The organism is Streptococcus penaeicida, from assembly GCF_002887775.1.
GTDB classification, from domain to species: domain Bacteria; phylum Bacillota; class Bacilli; order Lactobacillales; family Streptococcaceae; genus Streptococcus; species Streptococcus penaeicida.
On the sequence record NZ_LOCM01000033.1, the window covers coordinates 22500 to 35027 of the forward strand.

Sequence of the window (12528 nt, forward strand, 5' to 3'; positions counted from 1 at the left end):
AAATGTTAATCGTTCTTCAATCTGATTGTAGCATACTAAGCATGCTTTTACAAAAGCTTTTGATGAAATTTTTTAACAAATTAAAAAAGTGTAAATGAAAGCTATCAATTACACTTTTTTGCACTCATTTTTTGAAATTTTACATCATTCCGCCCATCATGCTAGGATCCATTCCACCTGGCATTGCTGGTGCTGCTGGTTCTGGCTTATTAGCTACTACGGCTTCTGTTGTTAAGATGAGACTTGCAACAGAGGCTGCGTTTTGAAGGGCAGAGCGAGTCACTTTAACAGGGTCAATAATACCTGTTTCAATCATATCTACCCACTCACCACTAGCGGCGTTGAAGCTGTTCCAACTGGACTATTTTTCAGCTTGTCAATAACGACTGAGCCTTCAAAACCTGCGTTGTAAGCAATTTGACGAACTGGTTCCTCAAGGGCCCGTAAGACAATGTTACGCCCTGTCGCTTCGTCGCCTGCCAATTCAAGTGCAGCTACTTTTTCAATAACCGTTACTAAGGCAGTACCACCACCTGTAACAATACCTTCTTCAACGGCTGCACGTGTTGCGTTGAGGGCATCCTCAATACGTAGTTTCATTTCTTTTAATTCTGTTTCTGTTGCGGCACCCACTTTGATGACTGCGACGCCACCAGCTAGTTTCGCTAAGCGTTCTTGTAATTTTTCACGGTCGAATTCTGACGTCGTTGTTTCTAACTGAGATTTGATCAATCCCACACGATTAGCAATGGCTTCAGCAGAGCCAGATCCCTCAACAATAACTGTTGAATCTTTGTCTACCGAAACTTTGGCTGCCTGTCCCAGCGCAGCAATTGTCGCATCCTTAAGCTCAAGGCCTAAGTCTTCAGTAATCACTGTTCCACCAGTAAGGACAGCAATATCTTCTAGCATTGCTTTACGGCGGTCGCCGAAACCTGGCGCTTTAACAGCCACGACATTGAAGGTTCCGCGGATTTTATTTAAAACAAGCGTTGGAAGGGCTTCGCCGTCAACATCATCTGCAATGATTAAAAGTGGGCGATTTGTTTTAAGAACTTCCTCTAATAATGGGAGAATCTCTTGGATATTAGAAACTTTTTTGTCAGTGATTAAGATAAATGGATTTTCTAAATCAGCAACCATTTTTTCATTATCAGTGACCATATATTGAGAAAGGTAACCACGATCAAATTGCATCCCTTCAACAACTTCTAGTTCTGTTTCCATTCCACGTGATTCTTCAATAGTAATAACACCATCATTACCAACACGTTCCATTGCCTCAGAGATATACTCCCCAACTTTTTCAGAACGAGAAGAAACGGCAGCTACTTGAGCAATAGCCTCTTTACCTGAAACAGGTTGGGCAATAGCTTTTAATTCTTCTACTGCTGCTGCAGTTGCTTTTTCAATCCCACGACGAATACCAATTGGATTTGCTCCGGCTGTTACATTTTTTAAGCCTTCACGAACAATAGCTTGAGTTAATACTGTAGCTGTCGTTGTTCCATCCCCAGCGATGTCATTAGTTTTTGAAGCAACTTCTGAAACCAATTTAGCGCCCATATTTTCGAAATGATCTTCTAATTCAATTTCTTTAGCGATTGTTACACCGTCATTGGTGATTAGTGGTGAACCAAAGGCTTTTTCGAGGACCACATTTCGGCCTTTAGGACCTAAGGTTACTTTAACTGTATCCGCTAACATATCAACTCCACGTACCATTGCTGCACGTGCATCTGCAGAAAATTTAATATCTTTTGCCATTTTATTACCTTCTTTCTTAATGCGTTTGTCCTATTCAGAAATTATTGCGATGATATCAGATTCACGGATGATAGACAGTCTATCATCAGCAAGTGTTACTTCTAAATCATGTCCACTTTCAACCAAAACTTCTTGTCCGACTTGAACAGACGGGGGAACAACTTCACCAGTTATGGTACGCATACCTGTCTCACTTACGGCAAGAACTTTCGCTTTGCGAGTTGACTCTTTTTGAGCACCCGCAAGAACAAAACCACCAACTGTTTGTTCTTTTTCTTCTTCAAATCTAACGACCACACGGTCACCTAATGGTTTTAACATCGTTATTTCCTCCTTTATATCATCATAATAGAATAATCAAGTTAATATTAGCACTCGTATATATAGAGTGCTAATTCCAGTTACTATTCTATCACTTGGTCAAAAATAGTCAAGAAAAAAATACCTTATTTTTCCAAAAAATAAGGTATCAATTTTTAGTTTATATCGAATTTTAATTTGCCCTGCGACAAACCTATTTTCAAGGTCTTACCAGACTCAAGTTGGCCAGAAAGTATCAATTCTGATAACTTGTCTTCAACCTCTGTCTGAATGGTTCTGCGTAATGGACGTGCTCCCATTTCCACATCATAACCCTTCTCTGAAAGATGCTTAAGAGCTGATGGTTGGAATTTGAGGGTGATACCTTTTTCCTGCAAGGTCGCAATTAATGGTTTTATCATAATCATAACCACTTGACGCATGTCATCTTGTGTCAGACTGTGGAAGACCACTTTTTCATCAATCCGGTTGATGAATTCGGGACGGTAAGCTTTTTTAAGCTCCTCTAAAATCCGTTTTTCCATCGCTCCATGGTCTTGATTGATATCACGCGCACCAAAACCAACGGTTTTGTCATCACGAAGGGCTGTTGCTCCCAAGTTACTTGTCATGATAATAATGGTGTTGGTGAAGTCAACCTTTCGACCACGAGAATCGGTTAACATGCCATCATCAAGAACTTGTAGCAAGACATTGAAGATATCCGGATGCGCTTTTTCAACCTCATCAAAGAGCAGGACTGAATAAGGTTTGTTCCGAACTTTTTCTGTCAGTTCGCCACCTTCATCATAACCGACATATCCTGGAGGGGCACCATTGAGACGACTTGCTGCGAATTTCTCCATATATTCGGACATGTCAAATCGGATTAGGGCAGATTCATCATCAAAAAGAACTTCTGCTAAGGCTTTAGCCAACTCCGTTTTACCGACCCCTGTTGGCCCTAAGAACATAAAGGAACCGATTGGTCTTTTACCTGTTCGAATGCCTGACTGATTGCGACGGATGGCACGAGAAATAGCTGAAACCGCCTCTTCTTGACCAATAACTCGCTTATGTAATTCTTTTTCTAATTTAAGGTACTTCTGACTATCAGCCTGACTGATTTTCTCTACTGGAATACCAGATAATTTACTCAAAGTTGCCATGATATCATCTTCAGTTACTGGCGTCGGATTTGGTTTGGCAGCTTGGGCTTTTTTAAGAAGCTGGCTTACCACTTTAAAATCACCATCTAAAATCGCCTGGTCAATTGGTGTTAAGAATGAAGGAGCTTCTTTTTTGACGAGCCCCTGAACAGTTGCACTGGCCTCATCTAATAAATCAATGGCAGAATCCGGTAAGTTCTTACTAGTTAGGTAACGATGAGCAACTTTAACAGCTGTCTGAACGGCCTGATCCGAAATACTAACATTATGATACGTCTCATAAGAAGACTTCAAGCCTAACAAAATCTGATAAGCATCTTCAAGATTTGGTTCTTCAATTAAGACCTTAGCAAATCGTCTGGATAAGGCTGCATCTTTTTCAATATGTTTTTGATATTCTTCTTGCGTTGTTGCCCCGACCATATGTAGAGTGCCTCGAGACAAGGCCGGCTTCAAAATATTCGCAGCATCTAAAGTACTGTCAATACCACTACCAGATCCCATGATGGTATGCAATTCATCCACGAAAAGAATAATATGACCATCAGCTTCAATATCATCAATAATTTGGTTCATCCGTTCTTCGAAATCACCACGAAAACGTGTCCCAGCTACGACACTCATCATGTCTAATTCAAGTACACGCATGTCTTGCAGTTCATAAGGGATTGACCCATTGACAATCCGTTGAGCTAAACCATAAGCTAAGGCTGTCTTACCTACCCCAGCATCACCAACTAGAACGGGATTATTCTTTGTTTTACGACTAAGGACCTGGATCATACGGGTAATTTCTTTTTCACGACCAATAACAGGCTCTAAAAGTCCCTGACTAGCCATTTGCGTCAAATCACGCGTGAAATCAGAGAGGTCTCCAGCTGTACTGCTTGGCTTCATCATTTCTGAGAAAGAACCTGCATTTTTGGCTTTCTTAGGTTTGCGTAACTCATAAATAGCCTTAATGGTTTCTTTACTATAAGCAGCTTGGCGCTCAATAGCTTTGCGCAAATCTGACAGTTTCAAATCGCCCTGTCCGTCATCACGCATTTTAAAGCCAGCCATCTCAAGCAAACGTGTCGCCATGATATCTGGATTTAACAAGATAGCAAAGAGCACATGTTCAGAACCAACTTCATCGGCTCCAGTAACCTGACGAATCGCGTTAGCAAATTGCAAAATCTGTGTTAAGGTTCTTGATTGGCCTTTAAAAGCTAATTCTTTAATCTCATCTTGTGGTGCTTTTCCCATGGCTAAAATAGCAGCGGCTTCATACTCTTCGACAGCTATCTTGCCATCAAATTCATTGAAAACAAGTCCCGCCAGTGAACTTTCAACCACTACCATTGCTAAAAGCAGGTGCCAAGTCTCTAAGAATTGACTATCAAACGGGCCGCCTGATATTGCGCCTGTTTGAAAATTTCCTGCATTTTGGGTGAATATTCAATCATTAATTGTTTCCCTTCCTGTCAATACGCTGTAATAAGCGATAAAGCATACGCGCACGAATCCTAGCTGCATCTGGTCCTAATACATCATCTGAGGCCGTGGCTAATATAAAATTACCTTCACGCTCCGTAATCAAGTGTTCATCAAACAAAAGCTGAATGGAGTCGGTAAAGACAATGTCACTAACCTCTTGACCGATATTGGCGGCTAGATTTCCTATTAAATGGTGTTTGTCAGAAAAATGGACTTTGGCAATCCGAATGTAGCCACCGCCACCACGTTTACTTTCTACTTCATAACCACGGCTTTCGGTAAAACGTGTTTTAATAACATAATTAATCTGACTAGGTACAACCTGGAAGGAGTCTGCTAAGAGAGAACGCTTAATTTCGGCAATCCCTGATTGAGCTAATAACTCTTTAATATATTCTTCAATGCTATCAGATGTGTTTTTACTCGGCATCAAGTCTCTCCTTCTTTTCATATGCAATATTTTGACTAAAACTGACTTTTATTATATCAAATTGCCGTAGCTAAAAGCAAATCTTTATCTTTATTTCTCATCGTCTCTTTAAGAACGCAAAAAAAAGACAGACCTATATCTGTCTTCTATTTATCTGTTTTCATTGCTGATTAAGATAATTTAGTGATATTCACTGCTTGAGGGCCACGTTGACCTTCTTCAACATCAAATTCCACTTTTTGTCCTTCATCTAAAGTTTTGAAACCATCAGATTGGATTGCTGAAAAATGTGCGAAGACATCTTGACCTTCTTCAGTTGAGATAAAACCGAAACCTTTTTCAGCGTTAAACCATTTAACTGTACCTTGTGCCATATACATCCACGTCCTTTCTAATAATGCTATTTGTAAAACTAGAGAGAAATGAAGATGTTGAAACACAATTATTTACTCATTAACTAATTTACATTTAAAGTCTATCAAAGCCCTATTTCATTGTCAAGGCAAAACATTAAAGCGCTTTAAAAAATTTAAAAAAAGATTAAATTGATCGCGCACTCTAAAATGTTTAACGCTTTTTCTTGAGTTAAAAAGTAAACTAGGTTAAAATGACATGAAGTAAGTCTATCCAGACCTTAAATTTAATAATATTTTCGAAAGGACATGAGATGTCTGTCAATTCAATTACCAGTCGTATCCAAGAAATGAAGGGGAAATACATCGAGGCACATGAAGACCAAACTTGCCAAGGCGATTTAACCTGTTCAAATCATAAAAAAGCCAAAAAAATTAAGAAGAAATTATTAGCTCTTGAAAAAGAACGTTGCCAATACATGTTGGAAAACAAGGACCTCTCTTCAATCAATCAAAAAATTGCTCAGTTAAAAGGAGCTTATACCATTGACGAAGGAGATAAGCCCCTAAAAGGAGAGCACTAGAATGCCTATTTCCTTACTCGTTTTCGCCTTCTTAATAGCCTTGATCCTGTCAAACGTTATCAATCGTATTTTCCCACAGATACCACTACCAGCAATTCAGCTAGTTTTGGGTCTTCTTTTTGGTGCCTTCTCTAAAGATAATGAAATTGTTATTAACCCAGAACTCTTCCTAGCCTTTGTCATTGCCCCCTTAAATTTCCGTGAAGGACAAGAGAGTGATGTCAAAAGCTTTTTTGCGTTTTAGAGCATTCATTCTTTATCTAATCTTACCAACAGTCCTCTTGACCACCTTATTTATGGGACTAGGTATCAATGAAATCCTACCAATCAAAATGCCCTTAGCTATTTGTTTTGCTATGGGAGCTGCCCTAGCACCAACTGATGCCGTTGCTTTTTTATCCTTAGCTAAACGATTCAAATTTCCAAATAGAATCAAAAACATCCTCACCTCAGAGGGACTCCTCAATGACGCTAGCGGTTTGGTCACCTTTCAATTTGCTTTGACCGCCATCATGACAGGAGCCTTCTCCCTAACTAGTGCTGGTCTACATTTGACCATTGCTATTTTTGGCGGAATAGCCGTAGGCTTGGTCTTTGCATTACTCAACCGCATCTTTTTATCCGTCCTAGAAAAATTCGACGCCGCAGATGTCACTGGAGCTTTGCTGTTAGAATTAACCCTGCCCATCGTATCCTATTTTGTAGCTAGCCTCTTGGACGTCTCAGCCATTATTGCCGTCGTTATAGCCGGCGTCATGCAGCTAATAGGTTAAAAAAAGTTACCCTATTTGATGCCCAAGTTGATCGCGTGACTTCAATTATCTGGGAAACCATTAATTTCATGCTCAATGGTTTTGTCTTTATCGTCTTCGGAATGGAAGCTGCTCATTTTACCGGCCCCGTCCTAACCAGTCCTGATTACAGTAACTTCTACTTGTTATTACTGGTAATCGCCTTAACAGCTCTGCTATTCTTCCTCCGCTTCGTCTTCATCAGTCTTTTTTACCTCTATCGTAGTATCCACAACAAAAGGTCTTTGAAAAAGTATTGGCGAGAAATTAACTTACTAACATTCTCAGGCGTAAAAGGAAGTGTTTCCATTGCAACGATACTCCTACTCCCTCGAGAAATGACACAAGACTACAGTCTCATTCTCTTTATAGTCGGTGCGGTCACTCTTTTAAGTTTCTTAACCGGCCTCATCATGTTACCGCGACTAGCACCTACGACAGATATCCCTAAAGACAACCTGACTAAAATTGCCATCCTAACAACTGTTATCCAAGAATTGGAAGAAGAAAGTCGTGATGAACAAAACAATAATCAGGCCGCTATCTATCATGTGGTTGACACCTATAATAAACGAATTGAAAGTCTGATTTTAGACCAAGAATCTAACGAAGTTATGGCTGATTTAGCGGAACTTCAATTAATGATCCTATCCATTGAAAGTAACGGTTTGGAATTTGCCTTTAAGAAAAAAGAAATTTCACTTTTAGAATATCGTATCTACCAAAGTTATATTAAATCCTTAGAACGCGATATCAACAGAAGTTTTGTTTCTAGCTTCACTTATGCCTTGATTATTCTGCTCCGAGTTTTACGAGGCCTCCTACATGAAATCAGCTCTTTCCGAGGTTTTCATTCCATTGTTGAACGCATTAAAAAACCCCGCATTCAGCTTAGCCCAAGTAACCGCGAACACCTAACAGACCTCTTTATGAACAATACGGAATTAATCCTGGAAGCCTTAGAAAACCTAGAGGGTTACTATAACTCATCCTTAGTTAACTTCTTACAAAGCCAAAGAATTCAGTATGTGGAACTGATTAATTCTGGACTCTTTGTCGAACGTGTCTTGATGCACTATCTACCAGATTCCAATGACTTACAACTAAAAGGCTATTATTTAGAAAGACGAACAATTCATGAATTTGAACAAATGGGCGACTTAAGTTCACGAGAAGCTCAAGTTTTACGTGACCAAGTCAATGAGTTAGAAAGTTTTTCCCTACGTGAAAGTTCACCAAACTTTGCCTACGATTTCATTAAATACCGCAGCCGCCAGAAGTGATCAAATGTCACTTCTTTTTTTGACGAAACAAAAGAGTTGCTATTTATTACTAACTAGTGATAAGCTAAAACTACTTAAACAAAACTACCAAAACCATTTCCCAATGGTAGTCTTTATTATTACGAAAAGAGGTCTCATTATGACAGCATCAACATTATTAGGAATCCATCACGTTACAGCAATGACCAACAGCGCCGAACGTAACTATCGTTTTTTCACTGAAGTACTAGGCATGCGTCTGGTAAAGAAAACAGTCAACCAAGATGACATCCACACATACCATACTTTTTTTGCCGATGATCAAGGTAATGCAGGCACCGACATGACCTTCTTTGACTTCCCTGATAACCCAAAAGGAATTCGAGGAACCAATGCCATCACACGGATTGGTTTTCGTGTCCCAAATGATGCAGCTCTAGATTATTATTTAGAACGCTTTGCCCAATATGGCGTCAAAAATGATGGTATTATCGATTTATTCGGCCACAAAGCTCTGCCATTTGAAGAAGAAGACGGACAACGCTACCAATTAGTCTCTGACCAACACAATCAAGGTGTGGAAGCCGGTATTCCATGGCAAAATGGACCAGTCCCAACAGACAAAGCTATTTATGGCTTGGGTCCAATTGAAATCACTGTCAGTTACTACGAGGATTTCAAAAATTACTTGATGCAAATTTATGACATGCGTGTCCTTGAAACAGGTGACAATTATAGCATTTTGGAGGTTGGTCAGGGGGGACATGGTGGCCAAGTTATCCTTCGCCAAGACACAGAAAGCCGACAAGCCATCCAAGGCTATGGCCAAGTTCATCATGTCTCCTTCCGTGTTAAAGACTCCATAGCCATCCAAGAATGGGCAGATAAATATGAAAGTCTCGGTATCCCAAGCTCTGGACTGGTTGACCGTTTCTATTTCCAAGCCCTCTACGCTCGCATTGGCCACATCCTCATTGAAATTTCAACCGATGGCCCTGGGTTTGCCACCGATGAACCCTATGAAACCCTAGGCGAATCCTTGTCACTACCGCCATTCTTGGAACCAAAACGCCACATGATCGAAAACATGGTCCGCCCCTTTGATACCAGTCGCCCACACTAAGGAGATATCATGAAAAAAATCAGCCGCATCCACACATTAGTGCCATGGTTGGCAATGCCCAAGAAAACCTGGAGTTTTACAGCCAAGTCCTCAATCTCCGACTGGTCAAACAAACCGTCAATTTCGATGACCCCAGTGGCTATCACCTCTATTTTGCCAGCCAAAACCTTTCCGATCCCAGTCTTATGACCTTTTTCCCTTTGGAAAATAGCCAAGCTGGAACAAAAGGCAGTGGTCAGGGAGGACGCATCCTCTTTCAAATCCCCAAAGCTTCCCTTGATTTTTGGAGTCAACGCTTAGAAAGCTTTGGTATTCCTTACCAAGAAAGAAGCCTCTTTGAAGCCAGTGCCCTCTTTTTTGAAGACCCCCACCAGTTAGAATTAGCCCTAGTTGAAGGGCCAGAGGAAGCAAGCACCCCAGAAATTACTGGATTTCATGGAACTTACTTGCTCTCAGCCGACTATCAGGCCAGTTACCAGTTCCTTATTAATGAATTTGGCCTGGTCCCTATAGCAGAAAACGATGACCTCTACTATCTTAAGACAAATCGTTTGGAGGAAGACCATATCTACCTACCTAAAGTAAATTGCGAAAGAGGACAAATGGGCATTGGGACTGTCCATCACATTGCTTGGGCTGTTGAAAATCTAGAAGTACTCAAACAAAACCGAGACTATCTTGCGGGCATCGGACAAAATGTTACTGTGATCCGCAATCGCAAATACTTCAAGTCTATTTATTTCCGTGAACCAGGCAAAGTTATCTTTGAATTAGCGACAGATGGCCCAGGTATAACCATTGATGAACCTTTTGACCAATTAGGGCAAAAACTACAATTACCTGATAAATTCGAAAATAGACGCCATCAGATTGAAACAAATCTAACCCCTTTAAGAATTCCAGAGAGGTAAACAATGATTTCATTTAATAGTAAGGACCTAAGTCCCAAAGAACAGTACAAACTGATGATTGGTAGTGTTATTCCCCGTCCCATTGCTTTTGTAACCACACAATTTGAAAATGGGCAAATCAATCTTGCTCCTTTCAGCTTTTATAATATTGTCTCCCACAAACCAGCTATCATCTCTATCAGCGTCCAAAGGCAAAATGGACAAATGAAAGATACCGCAAGTAACATTCTCAAGCAAAAAGAAGCCGTTATCCACAGTGTCACATCGACTAACCTGGAAGCTGTAAACCAGGCCGCCAAATCCTTGGGACGCGGTCAGAGTGAATTAGCTTTAACAGGGATGACCCTAGTGGATTCTAGCAGCATCAAAACGCCTGGGGTTTCGGAAGCACTAACCCGTTTTGAAGCAAAGCTCTACCAACATGTTCCAATCTTAGATGATCAAAATCAGATTATAGCTGATTTATTGCTTTTACAGATCGTCCATTTCCATATAGATGAAAAAGTCTACCAAGATGGTTATATCTCTGCTCAAGCATTGGAGCCCATTAGTCGTTTGGCAGGTAGTGACTACGCCAAAATTGGTGAAGTTTTCAGTTTAGAAAGGCCGCAATAAATGACAAAATGGTCCTATTACAAAGGTAAAGACAAGCAACCGTTATTGATTCTCCTCCATGGGACGGGCGGTGATGAGGAAAGTCTCTTACCATTAGTTCCCTATCTCAATCCTGATGCAAATATTTTGGCCCTTCGCGGAGAAGTTTCTGAAAATGGTGCCTTACGCTTTTTTAAACGACTTGCTGAAGGTCAGTTTGACCAAGCTGATTTAGACATGAGAGGGAAGCAATTAAGTAAGGAGCTGAGCCAATTCATGAAAGACCATGACTTCCCAGCAGAACAAGTTGTTTTGGTCGGTTTTTCAAATGGCTCTAACATGGCTATCAATCTCCTCTTACAAGACAAGAGTTCTTTTAAACAAGCCATCCTCTTTGCACCTATGTATCCTATTGATACTAGTAGCTTACAAGAAGAAAAAAGGGAAACGAAAGTCTTCATTTCCATGGGAGAAAAGGACCCTATCGTGCCGATTTCTCAAAGCCAAAAGGTCATTCAAGAATTTGAATCCCGAAAAGCTCAAGTCACTCCCTTCTGGGTGAGAAGCCATGAAGTTACCTTAAAGAGTTTACGAGCGGCACATGATTGGTTATTAAATATCGAAAAAAACTAGTTATTCAACTAGTTTTTCCGTTTTTCTGTCATTATTACACTATCTTGGAAAGTCGTTGATTAATAGCCTGACATAGTCTATTTCCATAAAATATTTGGCCAATTTTTGACCGATTTTCTATTATTTTTCTGGTAGCAAAAAAACAAGAAGCTTGGAAAATTAAGCTTCTTGTTTTTAGAAAATGAATGAATTGTAAATTTAAGGCGGTAGACGGATTTGAACCGACGATCAAGCTTTTGCAGAGCCGTGCCTTACCACTTGGCTATACCGCCACAACATTAAATATTTTACCCTAAATGTAAGTAAAGGTCAAGATAAAATTGCCTCCACACATTTTATTTTTTTAAAAAGTTTTTTAATCTTAACTAAATATTTCAAAATTTCTTAACTCAGTAAAACCCCACCCTTCAATATTTAGAACTATTCTAATTAAATACCTTTCCAAAATAAGGGGAATTTTCTGACAATTCAAGACAAATTAAGCCATTTTCTCTTAGACTTTTTATCAATCTTTTCCTATAATACAAGTATAAAATAGAAGGAGGACCTCTTATGTCTTTAGTCGGAAAAGAAATGGCTGAATTTTCAGCGGATGCTTATGTTAATGGTGAATTTATCAAGGTAACCCATGAGGACATCAAAGGTAAATGGGCTGTTTTCTGTTTTTATCCTGCAGATTTCTCATTTGTTTGTCCAACAGAATTAGGTGACTTACAAGAACAATATGAAACGTTGAAATCTCTAGGAGTTGAAGTTTATTCAGTGTCTACGGATACCCATTTTGTGCATAAAGCTTGGCATGATGACTCTGATGTTGTAGGTACTATCACTTATACTATGATTGGTGACCCTTCTCATACCATTTCACGCGCATTTGATGTTTTAGATGAAGAAAATGGATTAGCTCAACGCGGAACATTTATTATCGACCCAGATGGTATTATCCAAATGATGGAAATCAATGCTGACGGAATTGGTCGTGACGCCAGCACTTTAATTGATAAAATTCGTGCTGCTCAGTATGTTCGTCAACATCCAGGTGAAGTTTGTCCTGCTAAATGGAAAGAAGGCTCAGAAACCCTAACACCTAGTCTTGACCTTGTTGGAAAAATCTAAACATTTCTAAGCATTT

General features: G+C 39.9%; 9 protein-coding genes, 1 tRNA gene and 3 pseudogenes. 7 read left to right on the plus strand and 6 right to left on the minus strand.

Annotation, left to right across the window (positions count from 1 at the left end; genetic code table 11):
* Window positions 1-139 precede the first annotated feature (139 nt).
* The 5 genes and pseudogenes from groL to AT575_RS09450 form a co-directional block, all read right to left on the minus strand.
* A pseudogene (gene groL, locus AT575_RS09430) lies at window positions 140-1767 on the minus strand (chaperonin GroEL).
* 30 nt (window positions 1768-1797) lie between these two features.
* The gene (gene groES / locus AT575_RS09435) at window positions 1798-2088 is read right to left on the minus strand and encodes a co-chaperone GroES (RefSeq protein WP_102778105.1); all 291 of its coding nucleotides are present in this window, start codon (window positions 2086-2088) and stop codon (window positions 1798-1800) included.
* A 155-nt stretch (window positions 2089-2243) separates the two neighbouring features.
* A pseudogene (locus tag AT575_RS09440) lies at window positions 2244-4684 on the minus strand (ATP-dependent Clp protease ATP-binding subunit).
* Window positions 4684-5145 (minus strand): CtsR family transcriptional regulator, encoded by a 462-nt coding sequence (locus AT575_RS09445; protein WP_102778106.1) that lies wholly within the window; start codon window positions 5143-5145, stop codon window positions 4684-4686. The pseudogene AT575_RS09440 and the gene AT575_RS09445 overlap by 1 nt, the downstream one beginning before the upstream one ends.
* 170 nt (window positions 5146-5315) lie before the next feature.
* Window positions 5316-5519, minus strand: coding sequence for a cold-shock protein (locus tag AT575_RS09450; protein ID WP_003085753.1), 204 nt, complete (start codon window positions 5517-5519; stop codon window positions 5316-5318).
* Between the two features lie 293 nt (window positions 5520-5812).
* Between AT575_RS09450 and AT575_RS09455 the strand changes: the two genes are divergently transcribed.
* The 6 genes and pseudogenes from AT575_RS09455 (at window position 5813) to AT575_RS09480 (ending at window position 11396) form a co-directional block, all read left to right on the plus strand.
* Complete coding sequence (locus tag AT575_RS09455; protein ID WP_102778107.1) at window positions 5813-6082, plus strand: hypothetical protein; 270 nt, start codon at window positions 5813-5815, stop codon at window positions 6080-6082.
* A gap of 1 nt (window position 6083) precedes the next feature.
* Window positions 6084-8156: pseudogene (locus tag AT575_RS09460) on the plus strand (cation:proton antiporter).
* A 139-nt stretch (window positions 8157-8295) separates the two neighbouring features.
* A complete protein-coding gene (locus tag AT575_RS09465; protein WP_102778108.1) occupies window positions 8296-9258 on the plus strand; it encodes a VOC family protein in 963 nt (320 codons plus the stop codon).
* A gap of 44 nt (window positions 9259-9302) precedes the next feature.
* Window positions 9303-10169 (plus strand): VOC family protein, encoded by an 867-nt coding sequence (locus AT575_RS09470; RefSeq protein ID WP_102778109.1) that lies wholly within the window; start codon window positions 9303-9305, stop codon window positions 10167-10169.
* Window positions 10170-10172: 3 nt separating this feature from the next.
* Window positions 10173-10784 carry a flavin reductase family protein gene (locus AT575_RS09475; protein WP_102778110.1) on the plus strand — a complete coding sequence of 204 codons (612 nt, stop codon included), beginning with the start codon at window positions 10173-10175 and terminating at the stop codon, window positions 10782-10784.
* The gene (locus tag AT575_RS09480) at window positions 10785-11396 is read left to right on the plus strand and encodes an alpha/beta hydrolase (protein ID WP_102778111.1); all 612 of its coding nucleotides are present in this window, start codon (window positions 10785-10787) and stop codon (window positions 11394-11396) included.
* A gap of 201 nt (window positions 11397-11597) precedes the next feature.
* Here the strand turns inward: AT575_RS09480 and AT575_RS09485 are convergent.
* Window positions 11598-11668, minus strand: a tRNA-Cys gene (locus tag AT575_RS09485).
* A gap of 280 nt (window positions 11669-11948) precedes the next feature.
* Here AT575_RS09485 and ahpC point away from each other — a divergent pair.
* Complete coding sequence (ahpC, locus tag AT575_RS09490; RefSeq protein WP_102778112.1) at window positions 11949-12512, plus strand: alkyl hydroperoxide reductase subunit C; 564 nt, start codon at window positions 11949-11951, stop codon at window positions 12510-12512.
* The last annotated feature ends 16 nt before the right edge of the window (window positions 12513-12528 follow it).

Coding starts and splice junctions, on each gene's coding strand:
- AT575_RS09445 (WP_102778106.1), bottom strand. CDS start 5,145: ATGCCGAGTAAAAACACATCTGATAGCATTGAAGAATATATTAAAGAG.
- AT575_RS09470 (WP_102778109.1), top strand. CDS start 9,303: ATGGTTGGCAATGCCCAAGAAAACCTGGAGTTTTACAGCCAAGTCCTC.
- ahpC (WP_102778112.1), top strand. CDS start 11,949: ATGTCTTTAGTCGGAAAAGAAATGGCTGAATTTTCAGCGGATGCTTAT.
- AT575_RS09465 (WP_102778108.1), top strand. CDS start 8,296: ATGACAGCATCAACATTATTAGGAATCCATCACGTTACAGCAATGACC.
- groES (WP_102778105.1), bottom strand. CDS start 2,088: ATGTTAAAACCATTAGGTGACCGTGTGGTCGTTAGATTTGAAGAAGAA.
- AT575_RS09480 (WP_102778111.1), top strand. CDS start 10,785: ATGACAAAATGGTCCTATTACAAAGGTAAAGACAAGCAACCGTTATTG.
- AT575_RS09455 (WP_102778107.1), top strand. CDS start 5,813: ATGTCTGTCAATTCAATTACCAGTCGTATCCAAGAAATGAAGGGGAAA.
- AT575_RS09450 (WP_003085753.1), bottom strand. CDS start 5,519: ATGGCACAAGGTACAGTTAAATGGTTTAACGCTGAAAAAGGTTTCGGT.
- AT575_RS09475 (WP_102778110.1), top strand. CDS start 10,173: ATGATTTCATTTAATAGTAAGGACCTAAGTCCCAAAGAACAGTACAAA.